This window comes from Actinomyces sp. HMSC065F11 (genome assembly GCF_001813085.1).
Taxonomy (GTDB): domain Bacteria; phylum Actinomycetota; class Actinomycetes; order Actinomycetales; family Actinomycetaceae; genus Gleimia; species Gleimia europaea.
In genome coordinates, this window is the sequence record NZ_KV811484.1 from 7,554 (window position 1) to 27,677 (window position 20,124).

Below are 20,124 nucleotides of genomic sequence, written 5' to 3' on the forward strand. Positions count from 1 at the left end.
GCCCACAAATGTGCACAACCCCTATCGACCACGCCAGGCGTGGCCTCATTTCTTCTAAGCCACCCGTGGTGGCAACAAGGAGCGCGCACGCGCGCACTCTAGTTGTCTAAGGGTTTTTTCCTGCTGGCTTTCGAGTCTACGTCGCGCGGTCTGCCCGTCAAACGCTTCGCGTTCAAGCGGGCGCGGGCTTTCACGGCATAAACCACTTCGTTATTTATTCCATGACCCGCGCCCGCTTGCCAAAGGTGACGGGCAGACCTTGATCGCGACTTTATTGACTCCTTGCCAGCAGGCAAAAAGAAAGTCACAACCGGCACACAGGGAAGAAGTCCCGGCCGAAGAAAGGAAACTGAAAATGTCTACTCGCTCTTATGTTGGAATCATTGAAGAAAACGCTATCCGATTCATCTACGTACACTTTGACGGATACCTAACCGGCGTGGGGCAAGCGCTCAAGTTCGGATTCCCCACTATCGAGGACATTAAGCCAATCATTGATCTAGGCGACCGCGAACAGCTCACCCTATCGACCTATGCAGGAGACGGGAAAGCCTACGCCGAATACGGCGAACCAGCTGAACGCAACGCAGCCGCGATCTACCCAATCGAAAACGGTGACAAAGATAAGGCGATCAAGCAGATTATTGAACTAGCAGACCGCGCGGGCGCAGAGTTCCTATACCTACTCGACAACAACACGTGGCGCGTGTGGCACACGTTCATGCAGTGGAAAGGCCAGGAGGACACGATTCCAGAAACCTGCAAGGCCGACTTTGCATGGCAAATAGCGCGACTAGCGCAGACCAACCGAGCCAGCGCCAAGCGACCTCAGCCAGTGGCATAACCCTAACCGTGGTGGCCGCCCGAAAGGTTGGCCACCACCCCACCAAAACTAATAGAAAACCCCGAAAACACTTGACATGTCCGGTCCACCGGACATACAATGTAAGAGTAAGGCAAACAGGGAATGAGTCCCAGCCGAACAGGAGAGAGAAAATGAGCATCCTTGACCGTCTAATGTATGACCCGCAAGCCCACACCTTCTGGCGACAGAACCAATTCGTTGGAACCGTGGGCGAATACCTACAAGCACACCCCGATGAGCTTGCAGCCGATCTGTTCAACCCAAAGCGCGGCGTTACCATAACCAGTCTTTACGGCGGGCACGCCGAGCTATTTCAATCCCTCCATGCGCGCCTACTGAAGGCCCTTGAGACTTACGGTGATGAGGTGATGCAAATGTCGGAGCTTGAGCAGGCGTTCAAGGACTATGCGACACTTAGCCACGACTTGTCGGGTGTGGGCATTGACGTTCAGGCTCAAGCGGTAGGCTTCGGCTTCGAGCCAAGCGACATCTTCACCCTCGCCGAGTGCGGTAGCGACCTGATGAGCGAGCAAGAAGAACAAACGCTACTAGGCTTTGGCAAACCGGGCATTCACGCATTTCGGTAACAACATTCAACAACAAGGCAAACAGGGAATGAGTCCCAGCCGAGAGGATATTAGGAGATTCTTATGCAGGTACAAAAACTTAACTCAAGGAAAATTGTGGCCGGTCAAAAAATGTGGCAGGTGATCGATGGCGGCAAGACGTGCTACAGGGCCACGCTAGAGCGCGATTTTGTCTCTAAGGGGTGGAAGCTCACGATGATGGCTATCGATAGCGGCACGGCCGTGCTGCACGCTCACGCGCAGCAAGCCCCGAGCGACGTAGCGGTAGCCCTGGCGCTTGAGCGGCGCGTGCGTGACCTCAAGAATGGTGAGACTGGCTTGCTAGGCGTAGCGTTTGACGAGTATGCAACCTACGCAGGGGCCGCGCGCGATGAGACGGTGAAAAACCCGAAGCGTTTTATTATCACTACTTCCGCCTTCGGCCCTTGGACAGGCACTATCGCAGACTTGCTAGCCGACGAGGCTTCCTATCAACGCGCATTTGCTTATCTATCCGGCCATGAGCTACTAGACGCGGACCGCATGAGAGGCGAGGATGATTACCCGTCACTTGTTGATCTGTGCCAGGCAATGACATGGCAAGCCTTGCGTGCAGCGTGTGACGGGGACACGGTTTACGTTAGTGAGCTTGAGGGCGACGTGAGCGAAACGCTTGATACTCTACAAGCCACGATCGAAGCCTATGACGGCACGGAGCGCGAGGTAGCGCTTGACTATCAAAGCCAGATAGTCACTAGCCTGGTAGATGACACGGACAATATCGCGCTGGTTGCGGCCGTTACCGGCTTGGATAGAGAACACGTTTTAGAGTGCATACGACGCGCTCGCGCTTGACGCGCGGTTGAGGGGCAAGCACTTGGCTTGCCCCTCAACCTTGGTTACATAAGAAAGAGGATAGTAATGGATGGGACGGACTTTTATTACAAGCGGCGCGGGCTAGGCCTAACGCAAGAAGAACTAGCCGGACTACTTGACGTTGCTGAACGCACTGTGCGGCGGTGGGAGAAAAACGAAATGCCCATCCCTGGTGGAGCAGCGGCAGACCTTGATGACCTACACGCCACCTTTGGCGAGCGCGTGCTTAGTAGCGTTGACAGCTTGATTGACCAAATGGAACAGATCGAAGCCGACGCGGCAGCAAACGAGGTTGAGCGAGTAATTGAGATAGCTTCCTTCAAAACACCGCAATCACACGAGCTGGCTCACCCTGGCGAATCTTGGGAGTACCACAAGGCGCTCATCTCTACGATAGGCACCATTCTTGCCGGTGAAGGCTATCGGGTTCGATTCAACACAGTCGCGGAGGAAGATAAGGCCTAACTTCACTGCGCGCGCGATTGTCACTCGAATTTTTGCCGCGCATAGCGCGGCGTGGTTCACGCGGTGCGTGTGGCGGCCTGGCGTGTGGAAAACCGACACTTCTTGGGGTGTCGATTGTTTACCACAAGCCATGCCAACTGGCTTGCACCCAAGTGTGGACGGACATGCCGCCCACAAATGTGCACAACCCCTATCGACCACGCGGGCGTGGCCTCACTTGTTCTAAGCCACCCGTGGTGGCAGCACGGAGCGCGCAAGATACGTTTAAGGCGTGCTAACCCGTTTGGGTTAGCACGCCTTTGCTCTTACTACTCGGCTGCGTCGAACGCGCTTGGCGCGGGCGCGTCGATCTTCTTCACCTTGGGTAGCTTCACCACGTCGAAGAAACCTGCGGCGTTTAGTTCACGCTTGGTCCAGCCCGCGTCAGTCGCCGCCTTGTAAGCGTCCTTGTATGCAGATACGCCCGCTTCAAGCTGGACCATCGCCGCGCCGAGTTCGCGCACCGCGCGCTCCCGGTTCTCATCTTGGTTCAACAGTTTGGCCACTGGATCGAATTGGTTCGACATTAAATGTGTTCCTTTCACTTCACAAAAGCCAAGTGTTAATGGCTTCGTAAGCCACGTAGGTTGTGCGCGCACAAACGCGCACAACCACCAAACCGAACCGAACCAACAACGCACCCACGCAAGCGCGGGTGCAAACTTTCAGCAACGCTCTTGACTCAAGGCGTAGCGGCGCGCCTTCACGCTGCGACATTGCAACGCAGACACGGCCGCGCTACTCACCATCGCTTCCCCGCGTGCTACGCGACTCGCGCACGTGCGCAACGCCGTATCGGACAAGCCACATCCATGTAGCTTGCAACCCACGCCAACCAAACGCACACGGTGCGTTCCCCTCGCGCCCTAGCGCACACAACAGTGTGCGCGGACGCCTGGGTAGCAAGCTATATGTTAGTGTACCCACTAACAGGCTTGCAGGTAGACACGGGGTTCTACCTGGGGCACACTAGAGGTGTGATCCCTTCGGGTCGCTAACGCTGAGAGAGACTAGGACTGACATGAGCAACGAAGATGCTAAAAGCGTTAACACGCGCGATCTTCGTCGTGCTCCCCGCTCACTCAATGGTGCTCGTCGTGACGCAGAAGTTCGCGTGCGTATGACACGCAGCGAACGTGCCTTGCTTGAAGCAAAGGCAAAGAACCTTGGCTGGTCAATGGCGCGCACTCTCCTGCACGCCACGCTCCATCCAGCTTCGGCACAAGAAATTGATACCGACAATCTTGCTGAGGTTATTACCGACTTGCGCGATTACCGTCGCAAGCTCACCGGCTTGGCTAACAACCTCAACCAACTCACTCGCTACGCTCACGCCAAACAGGAACTGCCTAAACATATTGATGATGTGCTAGGCCAGGTTGAGCGTAGCATTGATGAGATCAACTACTTGCTTGCGAGTGTGCGCCGATGATGCCCAACATTGTTGATGGCGGCGACACTGGCGGCCTCATGCGTTACCTGGTTGGCCCTGGACGCGCTAACGAACACACCGAGCCACACTTGGTAGCTGGATCGAGCACCATCATGAACAGGTGGGGCGACTGGTCGGAGTTGTCCATCGCGCAAGCAAGCGAGATAGCGAACTACCTCGACTCATTCATGCACGAGACCGAACGCTTCCCGCGCGGGCCTATCCGCAAGTTTGATCCTGAGATGGGTAAGACGCGCGTAGTCGATTACGGGCCGAACCATGTGTGGCACTGTTCTTTGTCCCTCTCCCCCGATGAGGGGCCATTGTCTGAGGACAAGTGGGCGGCAATCGCGCGCGACTTCATGGACGAGATGGAGTTCACCGCCGCGTCGGGTAAGTCTGAGTGTCGATGGGTTGCCATCCATCACGGCACGTCTAAGAACGGTGGGGACCACATTCACATTGCCGCGAACATTATTCGCGAGGACGGCACCCGGTGGAACTTCTGGAACGATCAGCCGCGTAGCCAACGCGCGTGCAACACGCTTGAACACAAATACGAGCTGCGCATTGTCGAGTCGCGCGAACACGCGCGCAGCTCCAAGTGCGACAGTGCTAAAGCGCTCAACGCTGCAGCGCGAGCAGGTAAACAAGTTACCGACCGGGCCGCGCTTGAGTCACGCTTGCGCGCAGCGTCCAAGGCCGCTACTAGCGAGGTGGACTTCATTGCTCGCGCGCGTAGCCTGGGCGTGAGGTTGCGTCCGCGTTTCGCTAAGGGACGCACCGATGTGGTGGTGGGATACTCTGCTGCGCTGCACACTAAGCCGGGCGTAAAGACGCAATGGTATGCGGGCGGATCAATCGCGCGTGACCTCACGCTGAGTGCGCTACGGGAGCGTTGGCCCGACACGATCGAGTCCGCCACTGACGCGGTGGCCGCGTGGCAAGATGCTTGGAAGGGTATGCCCCTGTCAGGCGGCCGTCGCTCATACACCCGCGAGGAGTGGCTTGGGCACAAGCGCGGCTTGGAAATCTTCCGCGACGAACTAGCCAAGGTTGATCCCACTGACCGGCTTGCTCTTGCTAACGCCACTAATGATGTGGCTGGGCTCCTCGCTGCCGCTGCGCAACAGCCAGACTTAAGTGATGAGATGCGAGGCGCGTTGGACTACTGCGCGCGCCAAGTGGGGCGTAGCGCTCAACTAAAACATCGACCCGTGCAACACGGTGGGACAAGCCCGTGGGTTGTCCTTGGAGCGCAACTACTAAGCACTGCGATCACTCCTAAGAATAGTGAAGTGTCCTACGCGCTTGCCCTAGTGGCAACAATGGAGCTAGTAAAAGCGTTGGCCGACTTGTACGTGCAAGCCCAACAGGCCAACACTGCGGCCGCTATGTTGCGTGACACGCGCGGCGTGTACGAGCGTGTGCGCATGGAAGCACCACACCTGCAAGCCTTCACACAGCTACAGGCCGCACCGGTGCCATTGCAGCAAGACACACTACCGGAAATCAAGACCGAACCGGAGCCGGTCCTTTCACCTGAGCAGATCATTGAGCCAGTAGCAGCTCAAGCCAATGTAGGTGAACATAGTCGCGAGGCAGAGATTGAGCGTATCCGCCAGCGCAGGCCCTGGCTTGCCACTCCCCAAGGCTTTGCTAAGCCCGCCGAGCATAGCGACAACCGTGCTGGTGATAGTCATGGAGACTACATCGGTGAGCTACGCCAACACTTGACCGACAATGACGGCAACACTAACAGTGAGGAAGCGTCTAAGCGTAAGCGGCGGCCTCTACCTGGCATTGGGGAGGTGCCTCAGATTAAGAAGGTAGACCATCCAACGCGGCATCCAAATATGCCGACTTGGTTGCCACCCGAGCGTGGGCGGGGCCGCTCCAGGTAGTGCGCGCACACCCCACGTAATAGGTATGAGTGAAGAAGTAGATACTCCTGGCCTGTACTACCCCACCTTGGACGTGTTCGTGCGTGATTTTCTTGTGCGCATCTACGAGCGCGCTCTGCCAAAAGGGCGGATGACGTGGTGCCCGCAATGGTGGAAGCATGATGAAGCGGTCTACCGCTTGCAAGCCTTATGGCTTGCCTGGGAGTACATGCGTGTAAACGACGGGCCAGTAGCATCTGCGCAGTGGCTGGTGAACTACGCTGATCCAATCATGGCGGTACTACTAGACAATGATGGCCCATTCAAGGGCTGCAGCGTCGAGGGCGGTCACCGTGACCTGCGTCCTCACCCTGATGGGGAGTTGCCTTGTGAGCCAGCCTCTCCTGACATTATCCAGCCTCGCGAATAAAACTAGCGGCCGACACTATGTAGTGTCGGCCGCCTTCATCTCGTGCTACATGTGGCGGGTTTGCACGCGCACCGCCTTCTTACTGGGCACGCGCGCGCGTAGTGTTTGTCTTGCCGGTCTTGCGCGTGGCCGTCCTAGCGGGCTGGTGCAGTCCCTTATCGGCCGTCATCGCCGCGCGCACCGCCTGCGGGTCCGCTCCCTGATCTAGCAAGGACTGGGCGTGTGCCTGGCGGGCCTGCATCGTGTCCCACGCCGCCTCAGCGCCGCGTCCGGCGTGCTTGGCCTCGCTCATCTCCTTAACCGCCGCGCCTTCCTCAACCCCGCTAGGATCGCCCACCTCTAGCTCCTGCCTAGCCTCGTGCCCTTCCCGGCCTTCAATGCGCGCCTCGCGCTGGGCGTGAGCGGCCATGCCCGCGGCTTGAGCTTGCATTTGCTCAGCTGCTTTAATGTCGGGGTAAATATCGCGCACCCGCTGCGCGATATGAGCGTCTCCATCTAGCCACTGGGATAAATCTTCTTGCCAAAGATCATTTAGCCAATCTGGGACAGTGTCCTTCTGCTCTTGTACGTAGTCCAAGATAGCTTCGGCCCGATCCTGGCCCACCATCTGATATTCCCCATCCTGATAGGCCCGGTATAACACTTCTTGCACAGCCGGTTTCAACTCCACCGGATTCTCACCATCGAGCACGGGAGCGTCCTGCAAAGCCTCCTCCACGCTGGGAATGTCACTAACGTTTGCTAGTGGAGCGTGAACGTCAATGCCCCACCGCTCTTTAGCCTCCCTCTCGCACCGGCGTGCTGCTAACTCGGCCTGGGGGTCAATATCGCTAAACCTGCGCGCCACGCCGTAAACGTAGGCCGCGTCATCTTGGACAGCGGTTTGCCACCACTTGTCATCGAGCGCTTGAGCGTATACCTTTTGCGCTAACAAGCGCTCATCCTCAATCGCCCTTCGCAAGGCTCTCTCATGCTGGAGCGAGGACTGTTCGGCCTTGCGCAAGGCTTGGTGTCGGCGCATAGCCATGAAACGGCCCACCGCCATAGCCACCCGCCAGGCGCGCACCATTTCCGCATTGGTCTCATTCATCACTTGATCTGCCATGACAATCTTCCTTAACTACTTAACCGGCTCATAATCTGGCTGCTCCCAAAACGGGATCAGCCGCACCAAAGTGGCTACCGCGCCCGAAGCGAACACCCACGCCCGGCCCTGGGGTAGTGCCTGCAAGTCCGACACCGTGGCAATGGGCCTTTGCTGGGAGGCTTTAGATGTTGAATACGACCGGCCCTGGCTTGAGCTTGAAATCTGGGTAGAGTCCACCCAATGCGTACCAATCAGCTCTGATAGGTTGCGCAAAAACTCTGGCTCTGACACGCCGCCGCCATAAACCTTCAAATTCGCAGCGGACCAAAGAGCCTTCATGCCCTTCTCGCCCCACACGCGCTCCCCTTGACTCCATGACTGCAGCACCGTGTCTACACAAAGCCCGCGAGAACCAAAATGGGAATACTGGGAGGGTAGTTGATTCCACCTACACACGTTCGCCGCCTCGTCCAACTCGATCAGCATGGGGGTAGCCAACCTACCGCCTGGCTGGCTAGTGGCGTAGGCTGTGGCTGCTTCAACCACAGCCACGGTAAGCGGGGTTACGATCTGGGTTGCGCTATCGTGCCCTTCTTGGGATAAACAGTAAAGAGTGCCCTTTGACTTCACATAATCTTCCGGTTTGAACTCAGGTAACCCCTTCGCTGGGGTAACCCAACGCATAAGGGGCGTGTTATTCAAAAAGTTCATGATCCGCGCCGCACTGCCATAAATACTGCCACGCATATCAGGGGGTTTCCCCATATGCCCTTCCAAGCTAGTTGCGGCCTTACGCAAGTCTTTTTGCCCATCTTCCTCAGTGCACTCGTCAGCAAACTTGCGGAGCAAAAGCACCGGCTCATCGTTGGTCTGGTCTGCCAGCCAAGTATGCAACTCGGTGATTGGCCTACCTGCCTTAGCGGCGGCCAACAACATCGCGGCAATCAGTTCGCAACCCCATTTATCCCACACATCGTTGTCGCCTTTATTCGACACGTCCTCAGCAGATAAAAACATGTTCGCCAACGCGCCCGCCTTGGTGTGGTCAGTAACGTAGGATAGCGGGTTCCACCACCATGACTGTTCTTCACCAAATAGACCTTGAGGGTCAAACACCCACGCTTGTTCACCCGTGGTCTGCTCTCGGCGTGAGCGCGTCTCATCTACTATGTCGCGCTTGTTAGACGTGGCCACAACCGCGCCTGGAGCTGCGAAAATGCGTGGCACTACCCAAGAGGTGGTCTTACCGGTTCGCGGGCCTGCAATGGTGATACACACGTCCTCAAATGAGGACATTACCGGCACGTCACCAGCCACAGTGCGACCCACCGGAAACCCGACCGCACCCTCAACGCCTAAACGCTGCGCTTTAGCGGCCACAGCCCGCTGCGTGATCGGCTCAATATCCTTGCCCCTTCCAGCCCACTGTGCGGCCTCATCGCCGCGCCTAGAGCGCTTAGAGCGGCGCGGCAATGCCACCACCAAAGCAGTGAGGGCAAGGACTACTAGGCCGACACCTACCCCGCCAATCCACCAATACACCTCACCGGTTGGGTCAAGCCGGTCAGTAAACAACTCGATCATGAGACTAAACGGGTTCCATGAAAGACCGTCTACCCCGCGCACTAGCGCCCAGGCGTGTGCGCCAAGAGTGATAAGTAGACTAGCCACGCCCACAATGGCGATAAAAATCGCCATTAAAATAGTGGATGGCTCCCACGTTGATACATCATCGCGCGCGCTCATCTTCTTTTGTTCCACCTTTGGTTCGTATCCGACAAGGCCGCCTCCCCCGCCACGAAACGCACCTGGAACGGCGTGCCTGGAGCGTTGGAAGTTTTCAGCATGAACTTGCCCATACCAAGGGGCGGGGCATCCCTACCAGTGGTCGGGTCATACGTGCCAGGCGCGTTCCATGAGGTGAGCATCGACTTTTCCTTATCGGTCAAAGCAAAAACGCCCTCCAATAGCTCCATCTCACGGGCGGGAAGGCCACCCAAAAACAGCATTTTCGACCGCTCTACAAACCCCAAGGCTTTCAGCCGGTCCGCAGGCGAAGCCAACGCGTTAAAATCGGCCATCGAGTGCGTGACCATAAGCTGACCCACACCAACCGTCCTATTAAGACGAGTAAGAGAATCAATGCGCTCCACTAGGCCCGATGAGGCGCGCAAAATGCGCCACAGCTCATCCATGACAATCTTGTAACGCCGACGCGGAGCAACGCCCGCGTCAGCCAGTGTCTGCGCGATCTCCACAGTGGCAAACCCGTAAGACCAAGTAGCAAGCAACAACGCGGCTTGTAGGTCCTCCGAGGCTTCCTTAAACGCCGACACGTCAAATGCGACCGAGCGGTCCATCATCATCGGCGTGGTGGTCTCCACCGCGAACAGACCGCCAAAACGGCCCGACAACAAAGCCATTAGGGACGCTTCCAGACTCTCCGTAACCGCCCTGTAGTGGTTAATATCGCCGCGATCCAGTGCGGCTGCGCGTAGCTCATCTGGAGCGGCGCGCACCACTTCTAACAAATCAGCCAGAACTACTGGCCGATCATAGGTCTCCAAAATACGGATAGCCTCATCCACAATCGTCTCCTCCCTATCGGAGGGAGGCGTGCGGCGAATAATGTGGATCAGGGAGCACACCATGTCTTTCTTACGCTCATGGGCTGCGGCCAAGAGCTTGTCGCGATCGTCTAGCTTGCCTGCCGCTTCCAACAACTCCGCAGCCTCACTAACGTTTCCAGCATCGAGTGGGTTAATACCCGCACCACCATGCTCAATACTGATTACCTGGCCTCCAAGAGCTTCAATCAAAGCCACATAGTCTGGCTTAATATCGCCCAGCACCATCGTGTGTACGCCGAATCCGGCCGAGGCGGTAATCATGCGCCTAACCAGCGATGACTTACCTAACCCATTCAAGCCGAGCACCATTGCCGAAGGGGCACTAATCAGCCCGCGCTCAAACCACGAGATTTCGTCGGCGCAAACCGCTCCCCCACCGTGCAAGGCACGGCCAAGGGGCGCTCCTACTAAAGCCGTGTTCGATCCCACGATGAAGGGGAACATGCCGCACACTTGCTTAGAAGTGGCGCGCCAAGGCTGGATCACCGGGTGATTAGCTACCGTGCCAGAACCAGGCTTGCCCCTACTGCCAGCAGTGGTAGGCGCGCCTGTGAAAAGGGCTGATACCAGGTCAGTTACAAAAGCCACGCCTACCAGCCTCCAGACAATGCCTGCGAAGCGGGGCGAAGCCCAAGGGGCAAACCGAGGGCGAACGCGCTATCTTGCGCGCCATAAGCCGGGCGTACCAAAAGGCGTGAAGAAGCGGCCAGTGCCTGGACCGCGCTAGAAGTATCATCTAGCTCATCGGCGCTAGTTGTGGCGCTAATAATCAGCGCGAAATCTAACAAGCCCGCGCCCGATGCTTCCTCATCGGCTACCTGTTGGGCTGCGCGCAACTCCCGGCGCGCAGTTGCGGTCGGCCGGGGCGTGTTCTCCACCCTTGCGGCCGCGCGGTTCACATCCGCATCCGCCGCCGCTGGAGCCTTCGCCGCGTCCAAAGGCCGGTAAACAATAGTTACGCGCTTGCGTTGCACGTCCCGAGACGGCTCCAAAATCTTGCGTAGCACGCCAGATTGGACGTATCCGCGCGCCGGGCGCGACATTACCCAAGTGCGTGAAAGACCAGAATCATGCCGGTAATGATCCCACTCGGCCACCGCCCTAATCGGTCCGGCATCCTCCCACGTCAAAGCAACTTCCTCACCAGCATTAGCTGCCTGCTCAAACAAGGCCTCACTAGCCGGGTCGTAAGCCACGCGCGTGAGCTGACACACCTCACGCGCGGTTAAAAGATGCACTCCCCCTGCGCCCGTGCCCATAAGCGTTTGGGTAAGACCGGGCAAGTCCGAAGAAATACGTGAAACAACTTGCGCGCGCTTCTTAGCCGAAGTGCCCATCTTAGACGGGTCAAACGTGAGCGTAATCCACGCGCGCACCCTCGCCGCTCCCTGCCCATAATCATCCACCACGCGGGTGAGAATCTGGCGGGCTACCAGTGGGGCCTGCTCACTCATGCGCGCACCTACCTCGCGGCGTAGCCGATCCCCACTATCAGGAATCGTCTCCACACAAACACTCGCCTGGGCCACGCCCATTTGTCCGCCCAAGTCGCCAAGCCACATGCCCCACAATGCCACCTGGTGATCCACCGTGTCCTGATCGGTCAGACCGCCTCCCTCTGGCGAGACAGACATGACCACACTAAGGGTGCCATCACCGTGCTCAACCAGCCCGTAGGGACGCTCGTAAGAGTCCTTGTGTTCGCTAAGACGCGAAGCACTTAACATCCCTGGCAAGTGGCACTTACCCTGCGTTGGATCAACCGCAAGGCCGCCAGAAGCGTGAATGTTTGACTTCCTACGCGCCGCCCGTCGAAACCGCATCTTTTGCCCAATCCTTTCTAAAACCGATACGCCGTGCACGTCGCGAGTAATCGCGAGAAGCACCGCGCCTGACCACAACACGGCGACAAGCGCGGCCATCATCACGCCTTTAGACATGGCCACCACCGAAACCACGGCGAGGCCAAGCAAAACAATCAACGACTCACCAAAACCGAGCTTGCCAAAACCGGCCCGGCGTGGAACCCGCCAGTTACCGTAGGTGCGGACCTTTACCGCCTCATCACTCACCGCTGAGCCTCCTGCCCGCCACTAGGCCCGCCCGGCGAGCCGTCCGCGCCAGCTGCTTCACTAGCGCCTGACGGGGCAGATGTGGACGCGGACCCGTCCGCGCCCGAAGCGCCATCTTGACCACTAGCTCCAGACGGGCCTGCAGCCCCATCCGTGCCAGAAGCGCCGTCTTGACCGTTAGAGCCACTAGCTCCTGCCGGGCCAGACGCTCCAGGTGAACTAGAATCACCACCGCCGCTAGAGCCGCCAGCCACTGCGCTATTAGCCGCCCCGTGGGCTGTTTGGGCTGCGCCAAGAGCTGCGCCTGCCGCTGCGGTAGTGCCACCACTAGCGGCCGCTCCCGCGCCCCTGGCAACCGTCATCGCGCCAGTAGCAAGAACCGCTCCCGCACCAGCTCCCACGCCAGCCCCACCGTTACTGATCGCCTCAGTGGCTGGAACCATGAAAGTAATCAAAGCTGGAAGCGCCAAAACCGCAAGGACAAGCATCACCACGCCAGTTACAAACCCTGTCAGTTCGTGCTCAGTAAAGACCGACCAGTGATCGCCTTGCACCAATTTGATCGCCAATGCGTAAATGATTGACGCGGCCGGTTTGAACATTAAGAACGCGAAAAACCAGGCAATCAACTTCCACAGCCACGCCCGGCCCCACTTCGTGAAATATGCCGCGCCTGCTAAAGGCAAAACACCAACCAGTAGAATCAGCATCGCGGATCGTACAAACATGAGCCCAATCTGGATCAAGTTTGCAATCAACGCGGCCAGGCCGCCAATAATGATAATGACCAGTCCCAATGCGCCACTAACACTGGAAACAGATAAAATCTTGGAAGCGAACTGTCCTTGATCTTCCTCAACCACCAGCGAAATAATCCAGGAAGAAAACTCATCGGAAGCTTCCACCAGTAATTGCGCCGCGCCCACAGACACGCTCGATACCAGCGCCAAGGTTAAGAAGCCTTGCAAGATTTGCAACGCTCCATCGCCCCGACGTGCGAAGGCTAGCTGTATGCCAGCCACAATTAATGAGCCGATAGCAAGGGCTAATACCAGTATCCGAGTAGTTGAGTGTACAAACGCCACTGAGGATTCCGTGCCCGTTAAAGACGGCACTTCCACCCCTACCCAGGTTGATCCCACCTCCAACAAGGTGCTAGATAACCCCTGCAAAGTCTCTTGTGCCCACCTAGCGATGATGTTATCAACCGCATCGTTAGCTGCTTCGCTTAAGTGGCACGAAAGCTGCCAGAAATGGCACATATTAAGCTCCCCACTCTATAAACCCTTCGAGCTGCAAAGAATCAATCATCCGCTCACCCCATGAATCAGTAGATGGAGCCTCCACCTTCCAATCCCCGTCCTGCCAAGTCAGCACCAAGGGCCAGCCTGCGATCTTGTCAGGGAAGGCCACATGAGAAACAGCCAGAACCACCATCGCGTTATCTGGCCCGCGATCTTCGTACTTAAACCCGTGAATAGTGAAAGCTGATCCCGTCTCGCCTTGCCACTCGGCTTTAATCTGGGACTCCAACCGATCCCGGTTAGGCCCCTTGGCCATAAGCGCGGGAACTACCTCATCGAGTTGCTCGGTTGAAGAAAACCACGTCATGAAGTTAGCCGCCGCCAGAATCGCGCCAGAGGGATTGTGCGCAAAACAGTGCGAAACTCCCTCCCTCACGCCCGGGCCGTACCCGTCAATACTTGGCACCTGAATACGAGTGCCCACCTCCACAGGTACAGACGGCAAGGCTTGAGTTGGAATCACCTGGTCGCGAGCTACAAGACCACAAACAGAATCAGACTCAGCCTGACCCGCGTTGCCGGTTGGAGCGGCATTGGCCGCGTCCCCGTTTGTCTGTGTGGTAGTTGAGACCTCCACAGGCTTATCGCCACCGGCATTACCCGTGTCCTCGCGGGTAAACAATAAGAACGCCAGCCCCAAAATAAGGGCCACCACGAGTAAGGCAGAGATAATAAACCCTGGGCGAACCAGGCTGGTAGCAGCCTTTTCTTCCGTAGCCATTACAGCAAGGCTTTCGCTAGAGCCGCAGCCGCAGCGATCACGACCGCGCCCATAATCACAAAGCCAATACGGCGCACATTCTCATTACCCATGCCCCGCTCATTAGAGACCGCCAGCATGATGCCGCCAATAATGAAGCCCACAATCCCCGTTGCCCCGGCGATCCACATCAGCCAGTTCAACACCGTCTGCACCTTAACCTCCACGCCAGGGGGAGCCACAGGCACCGGGTTCAACTCCAGACCGGCCAGGCCAGCTACCAAGCGTGCCTTACCCGCAGTAATCAGGGCAACGCCCTTAGAAAAAACAGTCATTAAACTTCCTTTCCAATCAAAGACAAATCCTTCAAAACCTTGCGAACCTCACGCGAGGTGGGAGCCTCCCACGCCAGCTGCGCGCGCCAAGCAGTCTGGAACGAAACCAGCCACACGCGCGGGAACGCACCTTCTACTCGCCTGCGCAGCTCCACGAGCTCTTTAACTGGCCTGCCCGGCGCATCCGCAGACAAAACCAAGCCCGCCAACTCAACTTGCGCTACCTGGCCAGAAGCCCACTGGATAGCCGCCGCTTGCGCGGCGCGAAGCCCCACATAACTATTTCGGGCCACCACGATCGCGCGAGTAAACCCGCTCGGATCAGGCCAAGACACGCCCGCATCGCCCGCACCAAGAAGCCTCGCCCACGACGTGGCCCCAGCCCCACCATGAGCGGCCACCACCCAAAGCGGACAATCCTGACCCTTAGCAGAAACAATCGGCAACCCGCCCGTCATAGACACTTGCGCGCCCGGCTTCCACACGCGCACCCGCTCAGGCCTAGCCATTACCGGCGCTTGCTCAGGCGCAACAGGCGCGTTAGCCCACGGATTAACTTCACTCATGTGCGCTCCCTTCTACGTACTACGTAGAACGTGCGCACACAAGAAAATTAAGGACACGAAATGACCGCCTGGCCACCAATCACCATCACCCAAAACACTGACGGCACCGTCACTATCACCAGCGCGGGCATCACCCAAGCCCAACTACCACCAGCGCCAAACGTTCACAGGCAAGCCATGAACATAGCTGCCTCCATCGCCAAACACTACGGGCGAACCCTACCCGTAACCGCCACAGGCCCAGACGGCACCTACCACATGAGCATCCACCCAAACGGAGACATAGACACCCACCAAACCCCGCCACCAGACACCGCGCCAAGCACCAAGACTGGCAATGCCAGCAATGACGGCAATGACGGCAATGATGGCAATGCCATAGTTGCCAGCAACCCCAGCGAGGGTAGCGAGACCAGCGATACTGGCAACCTTGAACAAGATGAACTAGACCAAACCCAGCGACTGCCCCAAACCCTGCACAAACAAGCCAGCCTTCCACCCCAAGCACCACCGCGACCGGCGATCTTAGAAGAAGTGGATGGCCAAGAGCCTCAAAACACTAGCGAAGAAACGCCCGCAGAAGAAGCAGTGGAAGAAGTAGAACCTGCACCGCAAAGCGCAGACGAAGGTAAAAACCAACCAAGACAAAACAAACGGCTAAAGCTCATTCTGCCCATCCTCATCATCCTCATCGCCCTAGCGGCCATATTCAGCGTGCGCGGGCTACAAGCAGATGACGAAAAACCAACCGAGCCAACCACGGAAGCCACAACCCAGGCGACCACGCAGACAACGACGGAAGCCACGACTAAGGCGACTACGGAAGCAACAACTAAAGAAACAGAGCAACCCACCCAAGCCGAGCCCGAGCCAGAACCCGCACCGGTGCCAGAACCGCAACCTGCACCAGCGCCAGCCCCGGCTCCCGCCCCGCAACCTGCGCCCGCGCCAGCGCCTGCCCCAGCTCCTGCTGGAGTGACATCGATGAACACCTCAGTAAACACCAGTGGCGGAGGGGCCGCGCACTTCTCAATCAGCCTTTCCGGCAGTGGAAGCACCACATGCAACATAAGCATCGGCGGCAGAGGTAGTGCGGCCAGCACCTCAATACCTGGCACCGCATACGCCACCGTTACCGGCATCCCACTAGGCACACAATCATGGACCACCAGCTGCGACGGCCTCACAAACTCGGGCACCATCACCATCTACTAAGCGGAGAACAATAAACAAAATGCAACAACTAGAACACCACAACGAATACATCGTCACCTTTGAAGGCAAAACCCCTGACCAAGCCGGAAGTAGATACTTCATCGCCCATGACTACGCGGTAGCCAAATCCGAAGGAATCAAAATGGCATACCAATATGGCTTTGACCCAAACAAGATCAGAATCTTCTACCGCATCCTCATCACCGTAGCCACCAACAGTGTGGAAGTAGGACAAGACACCAACTACGAAGAAGTCATCCAACAAATCAACGACGAATTCAAACCACTCTAAAATGCAAAAAGCATGGTGACATATTGTCACCATGCTACTCATCTTCTCAGTGATGTGCGTCACATTTATTAGGCTACGCGAGAAAGAGCCTCGACCACCTCGCGGGCCGCTAAAGCTAATGATTCATCATCGGCCTCTAAAATACTACCCTTAACGCCACGGCGAGAGCCAACTAACATCGTCATCCACGCCCTACCCGCATCCGGGCTAACGCCAAGATCAGATAAACGCGGATCAACACTAGCTGCCCGGTGCCGCCTTGAAGCATCACTCACCGCCAGTTCAGCTACGCGAAGCGTGCCCGCCCAAGCCAAGGTCTCACTCATGCCCGCACCGATCAGGGCCTCAACCATGCGGCCAAGCGGACCATCGAAATCATCTACCGACACCCACACATCACCCTCCAAGCCCATCCCAGGACGCAAGCCCGACTCGGGCATCATCGCCGGTTCTACCAAGTCCTCCACGCCAGAAACATCATCACGGGTGAAACAACGCCGGTTTACAATCGTGGTCCACACCGCCCAAGGGCTAGCAGCCTCAACAAGTTGGTCGGTGCAAGTAGTTGCCACCTCCCACGCGATCCCACACGTATCCGAAGCCGCTTCGGTATAAGACATGCCCGAAAACTGCATACCCCTTGAAATCGCGCTAGAGAACTGGCGGGCACCCACCGCCTGCAACGTCGCCGCCAAACACTGCGCCGCCGCTCCGCGCCAACCCTCAGACGCGGCCTGCTCAAGAACTCTGCGCAAGCCCTCATTATCCGAAATCGGCAAAGGCGTAACACTCTCACAAGCCTCAACGCCCGCCTCAACCGCTACCGCACCCTCGCCAGCATCATCACTGGCAAGAGCTTGACTATGACTTGGCACCGAATGCAGGACGAACCTTGAGGAAGCCTTTTTACCATCCCGATAGCGCATCTTTCGAGACAGCACGCCGCGCTGTTCCAGCCCAGCTAGTGCGCGAAACACACTACGACGCGTCATGCCCGCAACCGTCGCCAGGTGCTCAACCGCGCAAATCGCCACGCCCCGCGCATCTGCCAAACGGGCAAGCTCAAACAACACCAGCGACTGCGATGGGGTTAAACCCTCTACCCCACGCGCCCACACCGGCCACGACATGCTCATGCCGACTCACCGCCAAGCAATACTTCGTGACGAGCCTGCGCCAGGCGCAACTGTTCCACGCGAGAAGCCTGTGGATTCTCAGAAACCGTCTGGTTCCAAGCCTGCTCCCACAGCGGATCAACATCCACGCCCTCGCCCTGGCCCGCAAGGGCCTCACTGCGCTTCTGGCGCAAGCGCAACGCCTCGCGCTCACGCTCACGACGCGTGCCCGCGTCCTCATCCGCATTACGCACTGGCGACTTACCCTTAAGCACATTCTTGTGGAGCCTGTAAGACACCAAACCGGACAAACGGCCAACATTGGGCGGCAAAGCCTGATTCATCACCTCTCGGATTTGATCTGGCTGCCAACCCGCGTCCAAACAATCACGCAAAGTGCGTGTGACCGCGACCGCGCCATCAGCATCCATCGCCCGCATGAACGGCGGCAGACACTGAGCGATCAACTCCGCATCCGCCTCGCCCAATGGCGAATCAACCTCAGCATCCGCACCGGACCCAACCGAACCAAAAGACTCAACCTCATGCACTACCGGCGCTTCCTCGCGCGTAGGTTCGGTTTGGTGGTTCTTAATTACGGTTCTTATATTGCAAGGGGTCATGGGTGTCCCCTTGGTAGGGGTCATGGGTGTCCCCTTGGGTGCCTCATCTGACCCGTCATTCCGCAAAGGGTCATTTTGGCCCTTTGGCGGAATATCAACCTTTTCTTCACCCGCACTATTGCTAGGGGCCAATTTGGCCCTTTGGCGACTTACTGCCGAAAGGTCTGCTTCTGCCCCCACGTGGAGTCGATAAAGATTAGCCCTACGGCCACGAGTAGACGACTGCGTTTCCACATCGATCAAACCAGCATCACGCAACGTCGCGATATGACGCTTCACCGACCGAACCGACATGCGAGACTTACGAGCAAGTGTCTCCTGCGACGGCCAGCAAGCGAAACCGTCATCGTTCGCTGCGTCCGCCAACGCCAAAAGCACCATCGCCTGCGACGTGTCAAGAGCCTCCAGCCCCCACGCCCAAGTCATAGCCTGAATACTCATGGCAACTCACTCCCCACAAGCACCTGACAAATAATCGGATAGCGCTCCTCACGAACATCGCGCCTATCAACCTTGATAAGCCCTAAACGCTCAAGACGAAGTAGCGTGCTCCTAGCCACTTTGGAATCCATTCCACAATGCTCGGCGAGCCACTTTGTTGAACGAATCATCACCAAATCTCCCTCGCCAGCAAACTGACTCAGGACCAACAGCATCAGCTTCTGTTGCGAGGTGATGCCCTTCTTGAAATCAAACGCCCAAGCAAGCGCAGCAAAGCTCACAGCGCGCCTCCTAACAGCAAGCGGGCCGACCAACAGCCCGAATCAGACCAGCGCCGCGCCTCAATAAGACCCGCGCGCTCCAAAGAAGAAATAGACGCTTCCACACGCGACAAGCTCAAACCCGTCACGCCCGACACCAACGCCGGATCAACACGAACAGCACCATCGCTATCCGCCTTCCACGCCAAACGAAGCAAAACAAGCTTGTCACTCAACCGGCGACACTCAACCCGCCAAGCCCACTGAACAGCCTCAGCACTCACCAGACTCACCGCCAGACAGAACGGCCTCATTGCGGGCGGGAACGCGCGTCATTAGCCTCTCGATGTCTGCCCGCTCGAAAAAGCGTCGCCCACCTGGATCTTCGACATAAGGCACTTTCCGTTCGCGCGCCCAGCGCATTAGGCGCGAATAACTCGTGTGAGGCAAAAGTGCAGCCGCTTCATGGCCAGTAAGCAAATCTTTCGATCTATCACATTTATATTGGTTCGATACGTTCATAACGTCAGTATGCATTAATACGTTCGTATCCACAAGATACACTTGCTACGTTTCATCACATTTGTTACGCTAGGATCATGACGATGAACGGCAAAGATTTCGACGAGGCACTCGGTTTCACAATTCAGCAATACCTGTTTGCAACATCCATGACGCGGGCTGAGTTTGGTGAGCGCCTCGGCCTTCCCGGACCAAGCATCTCGAATCGACTGCGTGGGAAGATTAAGTGGAGCGCATCCGATGTGGCCATAGCTGCGAGCATCTTCAACCGCCCAGCAAACGAGTTACTACCCACGCCCGACGGTGAGGGCGGCTGGATACCAGCCCCGTTTGTCCCTGGATACGCGAAAACCCCCGCTTTCGCGGGGGCTGGCTCAGAGCCGCCTGTGGGAATCGAACCCACGAC

General features: G+C 57.4%; 23 protein-coding genes. 10 read left to right on the plus strand and 13 right to left on the minus strand.

What is annotated here, in order from left to right:
• The first annotated feature begins 355 nt into the window (after nt 1-355).
• The 4 genes from HMPREF2891_RS07385 to HMPREF2891_RS07400 all read left to right on the plus strand — a co-directional run bounded on the left by HMPREF2891_RS07385 (nt 356) and on the right by HMPREF2891_RS07400 (nt 2,772).
• A complete protein-coding gene (locus HMPREF2891_RS07385) occupies nt 356-844 on the plus strand; it encodes a hypothetical protein (RefSeq protein ID WP_070664758.1) in 489 nt (162 codons plus the stop codon).
• Nucleotides 845-996: 152 nt separating this feature from the next.
• A complete protein-coding gene (locus HMPREF2891_RS07390; RefSeq protein WP_070664760.1) occupies nt 997-1,452 on the plus strand; it encodes a hypothetical protein in 456 nt (151 codons plus the stop codon).
• Nucleotides 1,453-1,548: 96 nt separating this feature from the next.
• The gene (locus HMPREF2891_RS07395) at nt 1,549-2,286 is read left to right on the plus strand and encodes a hypothetical protein (RefSeq protein ID WP_148131745.1); all 738 of its coding nucleotides are present in this window, start codon (nt 1,549-1,551) and stop codon (nt 2,284-2,286) included.
• Between the two features lie 66 nt (nt 2,287-2,352).
• Nucleotides 2,353-2,772, plus strand: a complete 420-nt coding sequence (locus HMPREF2891_RS07400; RefSeq protein ID WP_070664764.1) for a helix-turn-helix domain-containing protein — start codon at nt 2,353-2,355, stop codon at nt 2,770-2,772.
• A gap of 308 nt (nt 2,773-3,080) precedes the next feature.
• Here HMPREF2891_RS07400 and HMPREF2891_RS07405 read toward each other — a convergent pair whose 3' ends face one another.
• On the minus strand, nt 3,081-3,338 hold the full coding sequence (locus HMPREF2891_RS07405; protein ID WP_070664766.1) for a hypothetical protein: 258 nt from the start codon (nt 3,336-3,338) through the stop codon (nt 3,081-3,083).
• 494 nt (nt 3,339-3,832) lie between these two features.
• On the opposite strand from HMPREF2891_RS07405, the gene HMPREF2891_RS07410 reads away from it, so the two are divergent.
• From HMPREF2891_RS07410 to HMPREF2891_RS07420, 3 genes are read left to right on the plus strand one after another with little or no spacing between them, the layout of a single operon-like run.
• On the plus strand, nt 3,833-4,243 hold the full coding sequence (locus tag HMPREF2891_RS07410) for a plasmid mobilization protein (protein ID WP_070664767.1): 411 nt from the start codon (nt 3,833-3,835) through the stop codon (nt 4,241-4,243).
• Entirely contained in the window at nt 4,240-6,147 is a 1,908-nt protein-coding gene (locus HMPREF2891_RS07415; protein WP_070664769.1) for a relaxase/mobilization nuclease domain-containing protein, read from the plus strand. Before HMPREF2891_RS07410 ends, HMPREF2891_RS07415 begins: the two co-directional genes overlap by 4 nt.
• A gap of 25 nt (nt 6,148-6,172) precedes the next feature.
• Nucleotides 6,173-6,556 carry a DUF4913 domain-containing protein gene (locus HMPREF2891_RS07420; protein ID WP_070664771.1) on the plus strand — a complete coding sequence of 128 codons (384 nt, stop codon included), beginning with the start codon at nt 6,173-6,175 and terminating at the stop codon, nt 6,554-6,556.
• Nucleotides 6,557-6,635: 79 nt separating this feature from the next.
• Here HMPREF2891_RS07420 and HMPREF2891_RS07425 read toward each other — a convergent pair whose 3' ends face one another.
• The 8 genes from HMPREF2891_RS07425 to HMPREF2891_RS07460 form a co-directional block, all read right to left on the minus strand.
• Nucleotides 6,636-7,661, minus strand: coding sequence for a hypothetical protein (locus tag HMPREF2891_RS07425; protein WP_070664773.1), 1,026 nt, complete (start codon nt 7,659-7,661; stop codon nt 6,636-6,638).
• A 15-nt stretch (nt 7,662-7,676) separates the two neighbouring features.
• Entirely contained in the window at nt 7,677-9,341 is a 1,665-nt protein-coding gene (locus HMPREF2891_RS07430; RefSeq protein WP_222566284.1) for a type IV secretory system conjugative DNA transfer family protein, read from the minus strand.
• A gap of 44 nt (nt 9,342-9,385) precedes the next feature.
• Nucleotides 9,386-10,861: an ATP/GTP-binding protein gene (locus HMPREF2891_RS07435; RefSeq protein ID WP_143236832.1), complete on the minus strand. Its 1,476-nt coding sequence runs from the start codon at nt 10,859-10,861 to the stop codon at nt 9,386-9,388.
• A gap of 2 nt (nt 10,862-10,863) precedes the next feature.
• Nucleotides 10,864-12,345, minus strand: a complete 1,482-nt coding sequence (locus HMPREF2891_RS07440; protein ID WP_070664777.1) for an SCO6880 family protein — start codon at nt 12,343-12,345, stop codon at nt 10,864-10,866.
• Complete coding sequence (locus HMPREF2891_RS07445; protein WP_222566285.1) at nt 12,342-13,367, minus strand: collagen-like triple helix repeat-containing protein; 1,026 nt, start codon at nt 13,365-13,367, stop codon at nt 12,342-12,344. The genes HMPREF2891_RS07440 and HMPREF2891_RS07445 overlap by 4 nt, the downstream gene beginning before the upstream one ends.
• Nucleotides 13,368-13,608: 241 nt before the next feature.
• Nucleotides 13,609-14,370: a DUF8175 domain-containg protein gene (locus tag HMPREF2891_RS07450; RefSeq protein WP_070664780.1), complete on the minus strand. Its 762-nt coding sequence runs from the start codon at nt 14,368-14,370 to the stop codon at nt 13,609-13,611.
• On the minus strand, nt 14,370-14,684 hold the full coding sequence (locus HMPREF2891_RS07455; RefSeq protein ID WP_070664782.1) for a hypothetical protein: 315 nt from the start codon (nt 14,682-14,684) through the stop codon (nt 14,370-14,372). Before HMPREF2891_RS07455 ends, HMPREF2891_RS07450 begins: the two co-directional genes overlap by 1 nt.
• Nucleotides 14,684-15,250, minus strand: coding sequence for a DUF6668 family protein (locus HMPREF2891_RS07460; RefSeq protein WP_070664784.1), 567 nt, complete (start codon nt 15,248-15,250; stop codon nt 14,684-14,686). The genes HMPREF2891_RS07455 and HMPREF2891_RS07460 overlap by 1 nt, the downstream gene beginning before the upstream one ends.
• Nucleotides 15,251-15,310: 60 nt before the next feature.
• On the opposite strand from HMPREF2891_RS07460, the gene HMPREF2891_RS09700 reads away from it, so the two are divergent.
• Together HMPREF2891_RS09700 and HMPREF2891_RS09580 are read left to right on the plus strand one after the other, a co-directional pair.
• Entirely contained in the window at nt 15,311-16,465 is a 1,155-nt protein-coding gene (locus HMPREF2891_RS09700) for a hypothetical protein (RefSeq protein WP_070664786.1), read from the plus strand.
• A gap of 19 nt (nt 16,466-16,484) precedes the next feature.
• Nucleotides 16,485-16,757, plus strand: coding sequence for a hypothetical protein (locus tag HMPREF2891_RS09580; protein ID WP_148131747.1), 273 nt, complete (start codon nt 16,485-16,487; stop codon nt 16,755-16,757).
• Nucleotides 16,758-16,825: 68 nt separating this feature from the next.
• On the opposite strand, the gene HMPREF2891_RS07475 is transcribed toward HMPREF2891_RS09580, so the two are convergent.
• The 4 genes from HMPREF2891_RS07475 to HMPREF2891_RS07490 are packed head-to-tail and all read right to left on the minus strand — an operon-like array spanning nt 16,826 to nt 19,480.
• Complete coding sequence (locus HMPREF2891_RS07475; RefSeq protein WP_148131748.1) at nt 16,826-17,893, minus strand: MarR family transcriptional regulator; 1,068 nt, start codon at nt 17,891-17,893, stop codon at nt 16,826-16,828.
• Nucleotides 17,890-18,936: a helix-turn-helix domain-containing protein gene (locus tag HMPREF2891_RS07480; protein ID WP_070664791.1), complete on the minus strand. Its 1,047-nt coding sequence runs from the start codon at nt 18,934-18,936 to the stop codon at nt 17,890-17,892. The genes HMPREF2891_RS07475 and HMPREF2891_RS07480 overlap by 4 nt, the downstream gene beginning before the upstream one ends.
• On the minus strand, nt 18,933-19,217 hold the full coding sequence (locus tag HMPREF2891_RS07485; protein ID WP_070664793.1) for a hypothetical protein: 285 nt from the start codon (nt 19,215-19,217) through the stop codon (nt 18,933-18,935). The genes HMPREF2891_RS07480 and HMPREF2891_RS07485 overlap by 4 nt, the downstream gene beginning before the upstream one ends.
• Nucleotides 19,214-19,480, minus strand: coding sequence for a hypothetical protein (locus HMPREF2891_RS07490; RefSeq protein WP_070664794.1), 267 nt, complete (start codon nt 19,478-19,480; stop codon nt 19,214-19,216). The genes HMPREF2891_RS07485 and HMPREF2891_RS07490 overlap by 4 nt, the downstream gene beginning before the upstream one ends.
• 321 nt (nt 19,481-19,801) lie before the next feature.
• Here HMPREF2891_RS07490 and HMPREF2891_RS09705 point away from each other — a divergent pair.
• The coding region (locus HMPREF2891_RS09705) for a helix-turn-helix domain-containing protein (RefSeq protein ID WP_070664796.1) at nt 19,802-20,124 on the plus strand (323 nt) is incomplete at its 3' end.